The sequence below is a fragment of the Streptomyces sp. NPDC030296 genome (genome assembly GCF_055572815.1).
The window spans coordinates 730250-745651 of record NZ_JBVICQ010000004.1 but is presented as its reverse complement, the minus strand read 5'-3'; the positions used below and the strand labels follow the sequence as shown (position 1 = coordinate 745651).

General features: G+C 72.2%; 12 protein-coding genes and 4 pseudogenes. 9 read left to right on the top strand and 7 right to left on the bottom strand.

What is annotated here, in order from left to right:
- Nucleotides 1-169: 169 nt before the first annotated feature.
- Complete coding sequence (locus ACZ4Z3_RS15220; RefSeq protein WP_468501370.1) at nucleotides 170-1300, top strand: DMT family transporter; 1131 nt, start codon at nucleotides 170-172, stop codon at nucleotides 1298-1300.
- A 41-nt stretch (nucleotides 1301-1341) separates the two neighbouring features.
- Here ACZ4Z3_RS15220 and ACZ4Z3_RS15215 read toward each other — a convergent pair whose 3' ends face one another.
- A complete protein-coding gene (locus ACZ4Z3_RS15215) occupies nucleotides 1342-2487 on the bottom strand; it encodes a transglycosylase family protein (protein WP_468501369.1) in 1146 nt (381 codons plus the stop codon).
- Nucleotides 2488-2900: 413 nt separating this feature from the next.
- On the opposite strand from ACZ4Z3_RS15215, the gene gndA reads away from it, so the two are divergent.
- On the top strand, nucleotides 2901-4340 hold the full coding sequence (gndA, locus tag ACZ4Z3_RS15210) for an NADP-dependent phosphogluconate dehydrogenase (RefSeq protein ID WP_468501368.1): 1440 nt from the start codon (nucleotides 2901-2903) through the stop codon (nucleotides 4338-4340).
- A 423-nt stretch (nucleotides 4341-4763) separates the two neighbouring features.
- On the opposite strand, the gene ACZ4Z3_RS15205 is transcribed toward gndA, so the two are convergent.
- The 3 genes from ACZ4Z3_RS15205 to panD are packed head-to-tail and all read right to left on the bottom strand — an operon-like array spanning nucleotide 4764 to nucleotide 6212.
- Nucleotides 4764-5390, bottom strand: a complete 627-nt coding sequence (locus ACZ4Z3_RS15205; RefSeq protein WP_468501458.1) for an aspartate/glutamate racemase family protein — start codon at nucleotides 5388-5390, stop codon at nucleotides 4764-4766.
- Nucleotides 5391-5398: 8 nt separating this feature from the next.
- The gene (locus ACZ4Z3_RS15200) at nucleotides 5399-5743 is read right to left on the bottom strand and encodes a GNAT family N-acetyltransferase (RefSeq protein ID WP_468501367.1); all 345 of its coding nucleotides are present in this window, start codon (nucleotides 5741-5743) and stop codon (nucleotides 5399-5401) included.
- 49 nt (nucleotides 5744-5792) lie between these two features.
- Nucleotides 5793-6212 carry an aspartate 1-decarboxylase gene (panD, locus tag ACZ4Z3_RS15195; protein ID WP_468501366.1) on the bottom strand — a complete coding sequence of 140 codons (420 nt, stop codon included), beginning with the start codon at nucleotides 6210-6212 and terminating at the stop codon, nucleotides 5793-5795.
- Nucleotides 6213-6476: 264 nt separating this feature from the next.
- On the opposite strand from panD, the pseudogene ACZ4Z3_RS15190 reads away from it, so the two are divergent.
- Nucleotides 6477-6638: pseudogene (locus tag ACZ4Z3_RS15190) on the top strand (helix-turn-helix domain-containing protein); the annotation flags it as partial.
- Between the two features lie 76 nt (nucleotides 6639-6714).
- Here the strand turns inward: ACZ4Z3_RS15190 and ACZ4Z3_RS15185 are convergent.
- Both ACZ4Z3_RS15185 and ACZ4Z3_RS15180 read right to left on the bottom strand, forming a co-directional pair.
- Nucleotides 6715-8148, bottom strand: a complete 1434-nt coding sequence (locus tag ACZ4Z3_RS15185) for a DEAD/DEAH box helicase (protein WP_468501365.1) — start codon at nucleotides 8146-8148, stop codon at nucleotides 6715-6717.
- Between the two features lie 250 nt (nucleotides 8149-8398).
- Nucleotides 8399-9313 (bottom strand): annotated as a pseudogene (locus tag ACZ4Z3_RS15180) (non-reducing end alpha-L-arabinofuranosidase family hydrolase); the annotation flags it as partial.
- Between the two features lie 1164 nt (nucleotides 9314-10477).
- Between ACZ4Z3_RS15180 and ACZ4Z3_RS15175 the strand changes: the two are divergent.
- From ACZ4Z3_RS15175 to ACZ4Z3_RS15165, 3 genes and pseudogenes are all read left to right on the top strand, one after another.
- On the top strand, nucleotides 10478-11389 hold the full coding sequence (locus ACZ4Z3_RS15175) for an ADP-ribosylglycohydrolase family protein (protein ID WP_468501364.1): 912 nt from the start codon (nucleotides 10478-10480) through the stop codon (nucleotides 11387-11389).
- Between the two features lie 243 nt (nucleotides 11390-11632).
- Nucleotides 11633-11689, top strand: a pseudogene (locus ACZ4Z3_RS15170) (hypothetical protein); the annotation flags it as partial.
- Nucleotides 11690-11765: 76 nt separating this feature from the next.
- Nucleotides 11766-11813, top strand: a pseudogene (locus ACZ4Z3_RS15165) (hypothetical protein); the annotation flags it as partial.
- A 125-nt stretch (nucleotides 11814-11938) separates the two neighbouring features.
- On the opposite strand, the gene ACZ4Z3_RS15160 reads toward ACZ4Z3_RS15165, so the two are convergent.
- The gene (locus ACZ4Z3_RS15160) at nucleotides 11939-13276 is read right to left on the bottom strand and encodes a cytochrome P450 (protein ID WP_468501363.1); all 1338 of its coding nucleotides are present in this window, start codon (nucleotides 13274-13276) and stop codon (nucleotides 11939-11941) included.
- A 320-nt stretch (nucleotides 13277-13596) separates the two neighbouring features.
- On the opposite strand from ACZ4Z3_RS15160, the gene ACZ4Z3_RS15155 reads away from it, so the two are divergent.
- Genes ACZ4Z3_RS15155 through ACZ4Z3_RS15145 form a run of 3 tightly spaced genes read left to right on the top strand, consistent with a single transcriptional unit; the run spans nucleotide 13597 to nucleotide 15297 of the window.
- On the top strand, nucleotides 13597-14244 hold the full coding sequence (locus ACZ4Z3_RS15155) for a nucleotidyltransferase family protein (RefSeq protein WP_468501362.1): 648 nt from the start codon (nucleotides 13597-13599) through the stop codon (nucleotides 14242-14244).
- Nucleotides 14228-14545, top strand: coding sequence for a hypothetical protein (locus tag ACZ4Z3_RS15150; RefSeq protein WP_468501361.1), 318 nt, complete (start codon nucleotides 14228-14230; stop codon nucleotides 14543-14545). The genes ACZ4Z3_RS15155 and ACZ4Z3_RS15150 overlap by 17 nt, the downstream gene beginning before the upstream one ends.
- Nucleotides 14542-15297, top strand: a complete 756-nt coding sequence (locus tag ACZ4Z3_RS15145) for a metallophosphoesterase family protein (protein WP_055541981.1) — start codon at nucleotides 14542-14544, stop codon at nucleotides 15295-15297. The genes ACZ4Z3_RS15150 and ACZ4Z3_RS15145 overlap by 4 nt, the downstream gene beginning before the upstream one ends.
- Nucleotides 15298-15402: the final 105 nt, after the last annotated feature.

Below are 15402 nucleotides of genomic sequence, written 5' to 3'. Positions count from 1 at the left end.
GCCCCTCCTGAGGATGACAGGCGGCGAGTCGTACTCCATCGGCAGTACGACGAAATGAGTGCTCAGGTACGACGACGCGAACACGTTCGCGAGGCATCGTGGTCACCATGAAAGCCGACCGTTCGCAGTGGCGGGCCGAGCGCCCCCGCCCCTCGTCGAGGAGCCGCTCATGAGCGCCCTCGCGTTGTCCGTGCTGCTGTCGTTCGTCTCCGCCGTGGCCTACGCGGGCGGTGCGATCGTGCAGGAGCGTGTCGCGGTGACCTCCCCCGGCCGGACCTACGCGCCGCTGCGCCGCGCGGGCTGGTGGGCCGCCGTCGGACTGAACGGTCTCGGCGGGCTGCTGCACGTGGTGGCCCTGGCGTACGGTCCGCTCAGCCTGGTGCAGCCACTGGGCGCGCTGACCATCGTCTTCGCTCTGCCCATGGCGGCGCTCTTCGTCGGCCGCAGGGCCGGGGCGACGGCCTGGCGGGGCGCGATCATGGCGACGGTGGGTCTCGCCGGCCTGCTCTCCCTGGTCGGCACGGCCGACGCGCGGTCCCTGGACACCGCCGAGCGCGTGCTGGTGGCCCTGGTCAGCGCGGGCGCGGTGGCGGCGCTGATGACGGCGGCCCACGCCACGCACCGGCATCCGACGACGCGCAGCATCCTGCTGGCGGTGGCGTCCGGTGTCGCGTTCGGCATGTCCTCGGTGTTCACCAAGACGGTGGCCGTGGACTGGACGGACGGTGTCGCGCTCGGCGACCTGCCGACCCTCGCTGTCATCGGTGTCTTCGCCACGGCCGGTCTGCTGCTGTCCCAGGCCTCCTACCGCAACGGCGGTCTCGCGGCCCCGCTCGCCACCCTGACCGTCGTGAACCCGGTGGTGGCGGCGGCCGTCGGCATCACGATGTTCGGCGAGACGTTCCGCTACGGCACCACGGGCACCCTCCTCGCGCTGGGCTGCGGGGTCGTCGCGGCGGGCGGTCTGATCCTGCTCACCACCGAGCGGCTCCACGAGGAGGCGCGGCGCGAGCGGGTCGGGGACGAGGACACGGCGGACGCGTCGACGGTCGCCGACCGGGAGGCGGCTCTCGCCGTGGAGCGGCTGCTCGCGGGGCTTCCCTCACGGCCGGCCGGGGTTACGGCGGCGGCCGACGGGTCGATCGGCCTCGACCAGCGGGTGGTCGTACCGGCGCCGTTCCGCGGGGCCGGTGGTCCCGTGGACGAGGGGCGGCCGGGCCTGGAGCTGCGGCCGTTCCACGGCGAGCTGTATGTGCCGCGGCCGCACGCCGACCGGCATCGGGACCACGCCGGGACGTGAGCGGGAGGCCCGGAGCGGGCCTCCCGCGGTACGGCGGCGCGTCAGAGGCGCACCCCTCCGGCCCGGAGATAGGCGATCGGGTCGACGTCGCTGCCGAAGCCGGGCCCCGTCCGCACCTCGAAGTGCAGATGCGGGCCCGAGCTGTTGCCGGTGGATCCGGAGCGGCCGATGCGCTGGCCCGCGCTCACGTGCTGCCCCGCCTTCACGGAGATCGCCGACAGATGGGCGTACTGCGTGTACCGGCCGTCGGCGTGCCGGATCACCACCTGGTAGCCGAAGGAGCCGCCCCAGCCGGCCGTGACCACCTCACCGGAGGCCACGGACTTGACGGTGCTGCCGGTCGGCACCGGGAAGTCGACCCCCGTGTGGTAGCCCTTCGACCACGAGGAGCCGGAGGCGCGGTACGGGGTGCCGAGGGAGGCGTTCACGGGGGCGACCCGGGACCCGGACTCCTGCCGAGAGTCGGTCCGCTGCTCCCGCTTCTGCTCCTTCTTCGGCTCCTTCTTGGCTTCCTTCTCGGGCCGCTCCTTCTTCGTCTGCTCCTTCTTCGGCTGCTCCTTCTTGTGCTCCTTCTTCGGGGCAGCCGAGGTCAGACTCAGCCGCTGGCCCGGCAGGATGCGGTCCGGATCGGAGCCGATGACCCTGCGGTTGGCGTTGTAGAGCCCGCGCCAACCGCCCTTGACCTCCTCGGACTCGGCGATCTCGGAGAGAGTGTCGCCCCGGACGACCGTGTACATCTCGACCTTGCCCGCCTGCGACTGGGGCGTGGTCTGCGGTTTGACGTCCTCGATGGTGCGCGGCGCGTCCCCGCCGCGGGTGAGGCCCGCGCGGACCGAGCAGTGGGGCCAGGCGCGGGGGCCCTGACCGTCCAGCACCTTCTCGGCGATCGCGATCTGCTGTTCCTTGGTCGCCAGGTCGGCGCGCGCGGCGTAGGCCCTTCCGCCGTACGCCTCCCACGTCGACTGACTGAACTGGAGGCCGCCGTAGTAGCCGTTGCCGGTGTTGATGTCCCAGTCACCGGTGGACTCGCAGGCCGCGACCTTCTCCCAGGTGTCCACGTCGGCCGCCTCGGCGACTCCCGTGCCGATCAGCGGGAGTGCGATGCCGGCGCCGCCGGCTGTGACCGTGAGTGAAGCACGGTTGATCCTGTTCGGCTGGTACCGGCGGTGCCGGCCGCGTACGGCCATGGAGTAGCCCCCCTCGCCTCTGCCACGAAGTCGCAAAAGTAAGCGCCGCGAACCGGCCATGACAAGACGAAAATCCAGCCGCACCAACCTCGCGAGTGGCGTGGAAACGACCTGTCCCGGCGCGTAAGTACCTCTGTCCGGCGCACGCGTGAGCGGGTGCGGCGCGTGAAGCGCGCCGGTTGCGCGCTCCATTGAGGCAGGTGGGGCCCTTTCCGCGTACTCAAGAACGACGTGGCGCGCGGTGTGCAAGGGGCCGCCGCACGTCAGGATGACCGGAAGGGCAATACTGGCGAGCACTGACGGCAGCACCAATATGAGGACCTACCGGCACCACTTGCCCATCACGACGTGACCATCACGACTCGACCGATTCACCGGCACCACTGATTCCAGGATCCATAGGAGCCCACCGCATGAGCACTTCAGCCCAGATCGGCGTCACCGGCCTCGCGGTCATGGGGAGCAATCTCGCCCGCAACTTCGCCCGCAACGGCTACACGGTCGCCGTCCACAACCGCTCCGCGGCGAAGACGCACGCGCTGGTGGAGGAGCACGGGCACGAGGGCGACTTCATCGCGGCCGAGACCGCCAAGGAATTCGTCCAGGCGCTGGAGCGCCCCCGGCGTCTGGTGGTGATGGTGAAGGCCGGCGGCCCCACCGACGCGGTGATCGAGGAGTTCGCGCCGCTGCTGGAGCCCGGCGACATGATCATCGACGGCGGCAACGCGCACTTCGCCGACACCCGTCGCCGCGAGGCCGCGCTGCGCGAGCAGGGCATCCTCTTCGTGGGCGCGGGCATCTCCGGCGGTGAGGAGGGTGCGCTCAACGGGCCCAGCATCATGCCGGGCGGCCCGGCCGAGTCGTACGACTCCCTCGGCCCGATGCTGGAGAAGATCTCCGCGAAGGCCGCCGACGGGACGCCGTGCGTGACGCACGTCGGTCCGGACGGCGCCGGGCACTTCGTGAAGATGGTCCACAACGGCATCGAGTACGCCGACATGCAACTGATCGGCGAGGCGTACCAGTTGCTGCGCGATGTGGCCGGCTACTCCCCCGCGCAGATCGCGGAGATCTTCCGCACCTGGAACACCGGGCGCCTCGACTCGTATCTGATCGAGATCACCGCCGAGGTGCTGGCGCACGTGGACGCGGCGACCGGCAAGCCGTTCGTGGACGTCGTCGTCGACCAGGCGGAGCAGAAGGGCACGGGCCGCTGGACCGTGCAGATCGCGCTGGACCTGGGTGTGCCGGTCTCCGGTATCGCCGAGGCCGTCTTCGCGCGCTCGCTGTCCGGACACGCCTCCCTGCGTGATGCCTCCCGTTCGCTGGCGGGCCCGAAGGCGGCGCCGCTCAGCGCGGCGGAGGCGGGCGCCTTCGCCGACCGGGTCGAGCAGGCGCTGTACGCCTCCAAGATCGTGTCGTACACGCAGGGCTTCCACGAGATCGACGCGGCCCGCGCCGAGTACGACTGGGACATCGACCTCGGCAAGGTCGCCTCGATCTGGCGGGGCGGCTGCATCATCCGGGCGGCCTTCCTCGACCGTATCCGCGCCGCGTACGACGCCCGGCCCGACCTGCCGAGCCTGCTGTCCGACGAGACGTTCGCGCAGGAGATCGCGGCGGCGCAGGACGACTGGCGTGAGGTGATCGTGGCCGCGACCCGGCAGGGCGTGCCGACGCCGGGCTTCGCCGCGGCGCTCGCGTACTACGACGCCCTGCGCGCGGAGCGGCTGCCCGCGGCGCTCACGCAGGGCCAGCGCGACTTCTTCGGCGCGCACACGTACCGGAGGGTGGACCGCGAGGGCTCGTTCCACACGCTGTGGGGCGGGGACCGGTCGGAGGTCGAGGCGTAGGACGGTGACCTCGGGGGACGTCGCCGGGGCCGGCCGGTCGTGGTCGGGCTCGGCGGTCCCCTGACTCCTCCTTCGACTGACAGGGCGGTGGCCCGGCGTGGAGTGGTTCACGCCGGGCCACCGGTCGTTCGTCGGCCCATCGGGCCCGCTACGACAGGGGTTTGGGGGTGGGTTCTCCCGGGATCGGGTCGGGGCCCGGCGGTTGGGGGACCGGGTCCGGCTCCGGGGTCGGTGCGGGTTCCGGTGGGGGCACCGGGTCGGGGTAGGGGTTGGGGGCCGGGACGGGTTCGGGGCGGTCGGGGCCCGGGCCCGGGGTGGGCCCTGGCCGCACGGGGTCCGGTTCTGGGTGGGTCATCGTGTCCTCCAGCCAGTGGGTGTCGGCCATGGACTTGTGCCACGGGTACCCGGGCGCCCCACGGACAGTCACCCGGTCGGCCGCACCGCCGCCGCGCCCGCCGCCAGCCCCGGTCGAGGGCTGGACAGGACGGGGGTCGTGGTCGTGGTCCACCGGCGGGCGGGCGTCATGGACGCCTGGGCCAGGACGATCGCGTCTGCGTCGGTGACCTCGTCGGCGGCCCAGGCGATCGCTCGGGCGTAGCCCTCGGTGTCACCGGCCTCGAACAGCGCCCACGCGTCGTCGAGGAGGAGGGTGCGGATCTCCACGGGGCCCGTGGCCTCCTCCTCGATCAGGGCCGCCGTCGGGGCCAGGGTGCTGCGTACCGTGGCGAGGACGACGATCCGCGGCCCGGCGGCCACGGCGGCGGCCGCCATCGGGCGGTCCACGCGGAGCACGGGCACGCCGACGTCGGTCGCCTCGGCGACGGCGCCGATGCTGGAGCAGGTGCACAACACCGCCGCGGCGCCCTCGGCGACGGCCTCGTCGAGCAGGGCGCGGACATCGCCGGCGACCGACGCGGGACCGTCGGTGCCCGCGCGGGTCAGCAGGTCCTCGGCGACGAAGTGCCGCAGTTCCAGGCCGGGGTGGGCCTCGTCGCGGAGGGTGTCGAAGACGGGGATGTGGAGGGGGGAGGTGTGCAGCAGGGCGAGCACGTCGCCCATCAGAAGCCCTCCGGATGGGCGATGAGCCAGTCCTTGGCGGCCCGCAGCAGCTCCGGGTCGGCCGCCGGGGCCTCGTCGGGGTGCCGCTCCGCCCACTTCACGACGTACGGGCACAGCGGCGCGACGACGATGCCCTCGCGTTCCGCCGTGCCGTACAGCCACCGTGCCAGCGAACCGGCGATGCCCTGGCCCTCGTACGCGGTCTCGACGATCGTGTGGACCGGGACGAGGGCGCGCCGCGGGGCCTCCAGGACGAAGTACTGGATGTGTCCGGCCAGTTCGTCCCCGGCGAAGGCCTCCAGGCGGCCGCCGGCCCGGTCGTCGCGGATCTCGATGTCGCTCATGCGGTTCTCCTCGCGTACGGTCGGCGTCGCCGGGCGGCCGCCCGTGGACTCAGGCCGTGACGGCCTGGGGGCTGCGCCGCTGGTCCGAGCCCGGTACCGGTTCGGACGGGTCCGCGCCGAGGGCCACGATCCGGTTGTCGCCGTCCACGTGCACCACCCTGGGCCTCATCGTCCGGGCTTCGGCGTCGGTGAACTGAGCGTAACTGATGATGATCACCAGATCTCCGGGATGCACGAGATGGGCCGCGGCGCCGTTGATGCCGATGACCCCCGAACCGCGCTCGCCCTCGATGACGTACGTCTCCAGACGGGCGCCGTTGGTGATGTCCACGATGTGCACGAGCTCACCGGGCAGCAGATCGGCGGCGTCGAGCAGGTCGGCGTCGATGGTCACGGACCCGACGTAGTGCAGGTCGGCCTGGGTGACGGTGGCTCTGTGGATCTTGGACTTGAAGAGAGTACGCAGCACTTTGGACTCCTCTGAGACGGCTCCCCGCCGCTTCTGCAGGTCGAGGGCGCCGCTCACTGTACATCGACGTGCCGCGGACCCGAAGGGCCCTCCGAGGGCGCGACCAGCGACACAGTCGCAGAGGTCGTCGGATCCCCGATCCAATGCGACGGCGAGTCGAAGGCCGGTCGGACATGGTCGGCCCCCGGGGGTTCGGCCGGGCCGGCCGCCACTGCTCGAGGGGAATCCTTCCCCCACAGCGTCGAGGAGCTGTCCGCCCTGTTGGTGGACGCGGCCGTCCACGCGGTCGGCGTGCCCGTCGATCGGGTGCGCAAGGAACACAGGCTCCAGGTCGTCGCCGATCTGGAACGTCGCGGGTTCTTCCTGGTCAAGCAGGCCCCCGAAACGGCCGCCGCCGCGCTCACGGTCAGCCGCTTCACGATCTACCACCACCTCAACGAGCTGAATGACTCCGCCGAGGAACCGTGTGAGCCGTCCGTCCGACCTGTCGTGGTCGCTGGAATCAACCGTCGCGGCGCACCCGGGCCGCCCTGCGGGCCTCCGCCAGCTTGCGGGCCTCACCGGCCCTGCGGGAGGCGCCGCCGGCGCCGCGGGAGGTGCCCCTGGCCGCGCCCTTGGACGTGCCGAGGCCCCGGAAGGGAGCGTTGGTGTTCTTGGGGCGGGGAGCGGCGGGACCGCCGTCCAGCGGGGCCCCTGAGGGAGCCTTCGCGCCGGTGATCCGGCTCAGCTCCGCCTCCCCCGAGCGCACCTTGGTGACGGTCGCCTCGATGCCCGCCCCGGCGAGCATCCGGCTCACCTCACGGCGCTGGCCCGACAGGACGAGCGTGACCACGCTGCCGGACTCGCCGGCGCGGGCGGTGCGGCCCGCCCGGTGCACATAGTCCTTGGGGTCGGTGGGCGGGTCGACGTTGACCACGAGGTCGAGGTCGTCGACGTGCAGGCCGCGGGCCGCGACGTTGGTCGCCACCAGAACGGTGATCCGGCCGTCCCTGAACTGCGCCAGCGTCGCGGTGCGCTGGGGCTGCGACTTGCCGCTGTGCAGCGCCCCGGCGCGCACCCCGCTCGCCCGCAGATGCCGGGTGAGCTGGTCGACGGCGTGCTTGGTGTCGAGGAACAGCAGGACGCGGCCGTCACGGGCGGCGATCTCCGTGGTGACGGCGTAGCGGTCGGGGCCGTGGACGACCAGGACGTGGTGCTCCATCGTCGTGACCGTGCCCGTGGAGGGGTCGACCGAGTGGACGACAGGATCGCGGAGGTAGCCGCGGACCAGCTGGTCGACGTCGCCGTCCAGCGTGGCCGAGAACAGCATCCGCTGGCCCTCGGGGTGCACCTGGTCGAGAGCGTCGACGACCTGCGGCAGGAATCCCAGGTCGCACATCTGGTCGGCCTCGTCCAGCACCGTGATCCTCACCCGCCCCAGACGGCAGGCCTTGCGCTCGATCAGGTCGTGCAGGCGTCCCGGGGTGGCGACGACCACCTCCGCGCCCTGGCGCAGCGCGGCGATCTGCCGGCCGATCGACAGGCCGCCGACGACCGTGGCCATCCGCAGCCGCAGCGCCTCGGCGTACGGCGCCAGCGCCTCGGTGACCTGTTCGGCCAGCTCCCGGGTGGGCACGAGGACGAGCGCGTGCGGCTGCTTCGGTTCGGCGCGCCGCCCGGCCGTGCGGGTCAGCAGCGGCAGACCGAAGGCGAGCGTCTTGCCCGAGCCGGTGCGCCCACGTCCCAGGACGTCGCGCCCTCGCAGCGCGTCGGGCAGGGTGGCGGCCTGGATGGGGAAGGGTTCACGCACGCCGAGTCGGGTCAGGGTCCGCAGCACCTCCGCCGGCAGTCCCGCACCGGCGAAGGAGACGGCCGGGGACGGCGGCTCCGGGGTCGCCGTGGCAGCGGGCCGGTCGGAACCGCCGTGAGCCGTGCCGGAGTCATCGGGATGCTTCATGAACTGCCTTCCGCAGGGGACGTATGGGGAAGGCCCGGCAGGATCGAGCGGCCCACGCACCAGTGCCGGCCGCACGCGCGGAACCACCCACCGCCACGACCACGCAAACGCATGACGCTAGCACACGGCACCGACGGCCCCTCGGCCGCCGACGGACGGCACCCCGTCGCTCCGTACTCCCACGCGAGGGTGCCTGACGTGGGAGAACCCCCGTCAGGCACCCGTCGGCCGGCTTCCCGGATCAGGCCGGTCAGCGCTGCAGGGTGAGGACACCCGGCCGGTACGGCCAGCGGTTGTAGGGGAGGTTGCCCGAGTTGGGGGCCTTGCCCTGGTAGAGGAACTGCAGGTTGCAGGGGTCGACGGTCATGGTCTGGTCGGGGTTGTTGCGGACCAGGTCACCGTGGCTGATGTCGTTGGTCCAGGTGGCACCGCTGTTGGCCTTGCCCGCGAAGGGCCTGCTCTCGCTGGCGGCCTGCGGGGTCCACGATCCGTTCAGACTGGACGCCGTGAACGAGCGGAAGTAGCGCCCGTTCGCCCCCATGGCCTCCACGATCATGAGGTACTGGTTCTGGTCCTGGAGCTTGTAGACCTGCGGCGCCTCGAACAGCCTTTCCTTCGTGTCACTCATGATCGTCGTGTACGACGACCCGAAGTTGCCCGGGAAGTTCCCGATCGGCATGCTCGCCCGGTAGATCTTGCCGTTGTCACCGGCGAAGAACAGGTACATGTTCTGGCCGTCGGCGATCAGGGTCTGGTCGATCGGGCCGGTGTCGGAGCCGGAGATGCTTCCCGTGAACAGCGGCTGCGGCGCGGACCAGCCGTTGGGGTTGGTCGGGTCGCTCGACGTGCGGTAGATGAAGGGCCACGCGCCCCACTGGTACGCCAGGACCCAGACCCTCTTGGGGGCGAAGTAGAACAGCGTGGGCGCCACCGTGGACTGGCTCATGCTGTTCTGACGGGCCGAGCCCATGTCCGACCAGTTCGTGAAGGGGGTGAACATCATCGAGCCCCAGTTGGAGCCGAAGTTCGTCCCGTAGACCAGGTGCTTGCCGTTGTACGTCACGTTGGTGAAGTCCTTCAGCGAGGCCCACCCGTTCGACGGCTGCGCCAGCGGACCCGTCGACGTCCACCGGTACGTCGACGGGAGGGCACAGGCGGCGCTGGAGGCGGCCTGAGCCGGGTTGGCGACGAGCGACGCCGCCGAGATCAGTGCCGCGGTGGCGGCGGCCAGCACCACAGACAGACGCTTGCGGCTGAACGTTCCTTTGCGCATGACGACCTCTCGATTCTGGAGTGAACGGTTCCGTTCCGGGCCGGCCCTGTCGGAGGGGCGGCCGGACTGTCGATGCGGTGCGGCTGACGGCGGTCCGCGAGCGCGGAGGCGACCGGGGTCCAGATGTCTCTGCGCGACTCACCTCGCCGCACTGACGAGGGCATGACATACGCATGAGCGACGTACTCCTTGCGGCTCGAACTGTTTCGATGGGGCGCGGCCCGGAGGTGCCCCGCCGTCCGAGCGGAACACCCTGTGACCTGTGCGTGATTTCGAACAAGGGGCGGAGTGTCGACCAATTCGGATCATAGGGAGCCGATGAACGGCGTCAATACCTCTCGCAAGATTCGATACCCATGTCGAAATGTTTCGACGGGGACGGGCCGGTCCGTGGGCCTGCGAGGTCGCCCGAGGTTGCGAATGAGCCAGAGCAAAGCCCCGACCGGCCCACAGGAACTCCGGAAGGCGCGTTCGAAGGGCCTGCCGAAGGCGTAAGGCAAGGTGGAGCGTGCCCGCCGGGTTCCCCGGGCGCCCGCGCACCGACGCCGAGAGGTGAGGGTTTCGACTGAGGCGAAGCAAACAGACCTTGGCGGCGGCATCGGCACGCGAAGCCTCGGCACCCCGTGGTGTTCTCGCGCGCCGGTGGCACGTGTCCACGTCCGTGGCGCCCCTGCTCCAGGGCAGACGGGACAGCGCGGTGGTGCGGGACGTACGGGCGGTCACCGACCTGCACGCGGCCGCCTTCCGGCGGAAGGCCGCCGCACTGCCCACCGGGCACGGCCTGGAGCGGCGCATCAGCAAGGTCGAGCGGGTCTGGCCCCAGCTGGGGCGGTGCGCGCGCGGCCCCACTGCCCCTGACCGCCCTTCCCCGGCGAGGACTTCACCTCCCCGCACACCGGGTGGCAGAGCTGAGTCGGCCCCACGGACGCCGAGGCAGGCTTTCGACGGCCCTGCGGATCCGGAGCCCCGCCTACGACGGCCCGCGGACACCGCCGGGCTCCGGGCCCGGGGAAAACCGGAGTGCCGGGGCGTGGTCGGCGCTGTGATACTGCTCCGGTGATCGACATCCCTCCCGCCTCCCTGGACTCGTTGTACGGCCTCGCCTTCGGAGACGCCTTCGGCGACCGCTGGTTCCGCATTCTGCGCCGGGACGGTGACGCGGCCCTCGCAGCGCGGACGCTGCCCCAGGAGCACCCGTGGCGGTGGAGCGACGACACCGCCCAGGCGCTCGTCCTCGTACGGGAACTCGCCGAGGGCGGCGGCACCGTCGACCAGGACCGTCTCGCCCTGCGTCTCGCGGCCGCCTACGCCGCCGACACGCACCGCGGCTACGGGGCCTCGATGCACGACGTGCTGCGCCGGATCGGCGCGGGCGAACCCTGGCGCGAGGTGGTCACGGGCCAGTTCGGCGGCCAGGGATCCTGGGGCAACGGCGCGGCCATGCGTGTCGCCCCGCTCGGCGCCTGGCACGCCGCCGACCTCGACGCGGTCGCCGAGCAGGCCGCCCGGCAGGGCGTGGTCTCCCACCACCACCCGGAGGCCGCCGCCGGAGCGGTGGCGGTCGCCCTCGCCGCCGCGTACGCGACACGCAGCCGGGGCGGGCCCCGCCCGGCGCGACCGGACTTCCTCAGGGCGGTCGCCGACCGGACGCCCGACAGCGACGTCCGGTCAGGGGTGCTGGTCGCGGCCCGCATGCCGGACCACACCTCGGTCCGGCACGCCGCGAAGGTCCTGGGGTCCGGCTACCGGATGTCCGGACCCGACACCGTCCCGTACGCCCTGTGGTGCGCGGCGAGCCACCTCGACGACCTTCAGGAGGGCCTGTGGACCACGGTCGCCGGCCTCGGGGACATCGACACCACCTGCGCCATCACGGGCGGTGTGATCGCCGCGCGCACCGGTGTCACCGCGCTCCCCTCCCCCTGGCACACGGCGCTCGAACCCCTGCCGCCGGTGGGGGCGGAGTAGCGGCTCACCCGTCAGCGGGGCGTTCGAGTGCCACCCTCGGCAGTCGTCGGGCGAGCGGGGCGGGCATCCACCAGGCCCGCTCCCCGAGCAGTCGCATGACGGCCGGGCATCCTCCGCGATCGCCCCTGGCGGGACGGACGTACGGTCGAGCGCGTGCGGACCTGAAGCGGACCGCCGACGCACCTCGTACGGTCGAGCCATGGAGACAACCGCGGACGACACCACGGCGGACGGCAGGGCGGGGTGGTCGCCCACGACGGCGACGAGTTGTGCGGGTTCGTGGAGGCGTCCTACGACGACTGGAACGGTCGGCTGACCATCCGCGACATCGAGGTCGCACCGGCCTGGCGCGGCCAGGGGCATCGGTCGGACTTTGATGCGGCATGCCCTCGACTTCGCCAGCGGGTGCGGGGCAGGGCACGTATGGCTGGAGGTCAGCAACGTCAACGCTCCCGCCATTCGCGCCTACCTCCGGCTGGGCTTGGTCTTCTGCGGCTGGGACACCTCTCTGTACGACGGCGCCGAGTCGTGCCGGCGAGCAGGCGCTCTTCATGGTCCGGTGGTTGCGCTGAGCGAAGCCGGGGTGGGGCCGTCGGGGCGGATCGTGATGCCGTACGCGGTTCTCGTGGGGGTGGAGAAGAACGTCAAGGTGTGGGTGGGCAGGAGGTGTTCGAGGAGGACGGTGGACTCGCGGAGGGCGAACTGGAGGCCGAGGCAGGCTCGGGGGCCGACTCCGAAGGGGTAGTAGGCGCCGGGGTGGGTGGGGCGTCCGTCCGCGGTGGTGAAGCGTCGGGGGTCGAACTCCTCCGGATCGGGCCAGAGTTCGGGGTCCCGGTGGGTGAGGTACGGGCAGACCAGGATGTCGGTGCCCGCCTCGACGGTGTGGCCGGCCAGGGTGTCGGCCTCGGCGGCGTGGCGGGGCAGGATCCACGCGGACGGGTAGAGCCGGAGCGTCTCGTGCACCAGGGCCTGGAGGGCCTGGCGACGCTGCGGTGAGCCGTCGCCGCCTGCGGCGAGCGCCTGTGCACGGGCACCGGGGTACCGGTCGAGGAGCAGGTACAGCCAGGTCAGGGTCGTGGCGGTGGTCTCGTGCCCGGCGGCGAGCAGGGTGACCAGCTCGTCGCGGATCAACTGGTCGGTGTACTCCGGGCGTTCGCGGGCGGCGTCGAGCAGGACGTGCAGCACTCCGGGACCGTCGGGACCGGCCTCTCCCTTCCGGGCGGCCTCGATGGCGTGCCGGGCGACCGCGTCGATCCGGGCCAGATCGGCGGCGACGGCGTCCCGCGCGGCGGTGGCATCGGCGGGCAGCGTGGGAAGGGCGGCCCCGACGCCGGCGACAGCGCCCAGTTCCCGCTCGGTCTCGTCGTCGAGGGGATGTCCGGTGAGTGTGCGCCAGATGGCGTCCAGGGCGTAGCGGCGCATCTCACGCCCGACGTCCAGGGTCCGGCCGTCACGGGCGTACGCGGTCCAGCGTTCGGTGGTGGTCCGCGCGGCGGCGGTGATCCGGTGCTCGTGTCGGCGCATGCCGGTGCCGGTGAACTGGGACTGCAACAGACGGCGTTGGCTCTTCCAGGCCGCGCCGGTGGCGGCGAGGACACCGTCGCCGACCAGCAGACGCGCGCGGTGGGAACGTTTGACGTACCGCTCGGGGTGCAGGGCGAGGACGTGCTGGACCGCATGCGGGTCGGTGACGAGGACGGTGGGCGACGGTCCGAGACGGAAGGCCGCGACACCGCCGAGCCGTGCGCGCACCTCCGTCAACAGCTCGACGAGCTCGCCTCCCCCGGACCGCCACCGCTCGACGACCTCGGGCTCTGCTTCGGGAACGGGCCGAGGGCCGACTCCGGGGGCGTATGGCAGTGGGCCTGAACCGGCTGCGGTATCCATGTCTCCTCCCCTGGCGGACCGCCGGACACGGCCGCCACACGGAACAACACGGACTGTACGGGAGCGGCGACGTGACGTGACAGTCCGCCGACGGCTCTCGACCGCCCGGGCCGCCGCCATCCCCCACCCGTGCCCCGCCCGCCGGCGGGCGCTCGGCTGGCGAGCTCCCCATTCCATCCGCGGCCATCCCCGTCGCCCCCATCGCGTCGCCCCGTCGCCCGCCTCGCCATCGCCCGCAGCCGCACTATCGTGGATGGCATGGAGAACCCGTACGTGCTCCAGCGGTGCCCCGCACTCTTCGTGGCGGCCGGAGGGCGCACGTGAAGACGCGGGACGGCGGTGTCCGGTCGGCGGGCGATCTCGCCGACCCGAACGACGACGGGCTCCCACCGGACCGCACCCAGGCGATCCTCGAAGCGGCCAAGGAGGTCGCTTCGCTGCTCAAGGCCGGCGGGCACCCCTTCGCGTTGGCAGGCGGTGTCGCCGTGTACGCCCACGGCGGCCCCGGCACCCTCCAGCACGACGTGGACTTCTGTGTCCTGCCCGAGGACATCGACGCCGTCACCGCGACCCTGGAGTCGGCGGGCCTCGCGGTGGTCCAGCCCCCGGAGGACTGGCTGCTGAAGACCCGGAGCCACGGCCAGGAGGTCGATCTGATCTTCCGGCCGGCCCGGGTGCCGGTGAGCCGGGAGCTGCTGGACCGGGCGGAGGTGCTGTCGGTCCAGTCCGTGTGGATGCCGGTGCTGTCGGCGACGGATCTGCTCATCGGGCGGCTGATGTCGTTCTCGGAGCACTACTGCGACTTCGGTTCCGCGCTGCCGATCGCCCGGACCCTGCGGGAGAAGATCGACTGGGCCCGGGTCCGGCGGGAGTGCGGTGCCGTACCGATGCCCGCGGCCTTCCTGTATCTGCTGGAGCGCCTCCATGTGATCGAGCCGGAGGAGACCGGCCATGGCGAAACAACCTGACGACGACACGGACCCCGACACCACCCCCGCGCAGTCCGGGCAGTCCGCGCACCCCACCTCGAACACCGAGTACCGCATCGCCCACCTGGGCGAACGGCTCGCCGGCGGTGATCTCGCCGAGCTGGGGATGCGGATCGAGTCACGGGGCGACTCCGTGCACATCACCGGCACCGCGTCCACCGCCCACGACCGTGAGGCCATCCTGCGTCTGGCGGCGGAGGAGCTGCCGGGCATCGCCGTCCGGGCCGACATCGCGCTGGCCGACGTGACCGCGCCCGACCACCCTGAGGACCTGTCGTGATCCGGGTCGCCGCCGTCGGGGACATCCATCTGGGGCCGGACAGCCGTGGTCTGCTCCGGCCCGCGTTCGAGACGCTCCACCGGCAGGCCGACCTGTTGCTGCTGGCCGGTGACCTCACCCGGCACGGCACTCCGGAGGAGGCGCGGGTCGTCGCCGACGAGGTGGCGGGTCTGCCGGTGCCCGTGATCGCCGTCCTCGGCAACCACGACCACCACGCCGAGCGGCCCGACGACGTCACGGACGTCCTCCGTTCGGCGGGCGTGACGGTGCTGGAGGGCGAGGGGACCGTCGTCGAGGTCGACGGGGTCCGGGTGGGTGTCGCCGGGACGAAGGGGTTCGGCGGTGGCTTCGCCGGGCGCAGCGGCAGCGAGTTCGGCGAACCCGAGATGAAGGCCTTCGTCCGGCACACCCGGGGGCTCGCGGACGGGCTGCGCGGGGCCCTCGACGGTCTGGCGGCGGACGGCTGCGCGGTGCGTATCGCGCTCACCCACTTCTCGCCCGTGCCGGACACGCTGGTCGGTGAGCCGCTGGAGATCTATCCGTTCCTCGGCAGCTATCTGCTGGCGGAGGCGGTGGACGAGTCGGGCGCCGACCTCGCCGTCCACGGCCACGCCCATCTGGGCACCGAGCACGGCATCACCAGCGGCGGGGTACGGGTGCGCAATGTCGCCCAGCCGGTCATCCGGCGCGCCTTCGCCGTGTACGGGTTGCCGGTGGACGGCTCCCCCACCACGGCGACCAGCGCGGCGTAGCGCCGGTTGCCCCAGCCGGGGGACGACGGGCCCGTGCCCGTCGCGCGGCACCCCGTGTCGGGCTGTGGGGCGGGGTTACCTTCCCTCGACACGTCCCTGAACGGT

Excerpts from the sequence above, each read along its gene's own strand:
- ACZ4Z3_RS15160 (WP_468501363.1), bottom strand. The coding sequence starts at position 13,276 with ATGGATACCGCAGCCGGTTCAGGCCCACTGCCATACGCCCCCGGAGTC.
- ACZ4Z3_RS15220 (WP_468501370.1), top strand. The coding sequence starts at position 170 with ATGAGCGCCCTCGCGTTGTCCGTGCTGCTGTCGTTCGTCTCCGCCGTG.
- ACZ4Z3_RS15150 (WP_468501361.1), top strand. The coding sequence starts at position 14,228 with ATGGCGAAACAACCTGACGACGACACGGACCCCGACACCACCCCCGCG.
- gndA (WP_468501368.1), top strand. The coding sequence starts at position 2,901 with ATGAGCACTTCAGCCCAGATCGGCGTCACCGGCCTCGCGGTCATGGGG.
- ACZ4Z3_RS15185 (WP_468501365.1), bottom strand. The coding sequence starts at position 8,148 with ATGAAGCATCCCGATGACTCCGGCACGGCTCACGGCGGTTCCGACCGG.
- ACZ4Z3_RS15200 (WP_468501367.1), bottom strand. The coding sequence starts at position 5,743 with ATGAGCGACATCGAGATCCGCGACGACCGGGCCGGCGGCCGCCTGGAG.
- ACZ4Z3_RS15215 (WP_468501369.1), bottom strand. The coding sequence starts at position 2,487 with ATGGCCGTACGCGGCCGGCACCGCCGGTACCAGCCGAACAGGATCAAC.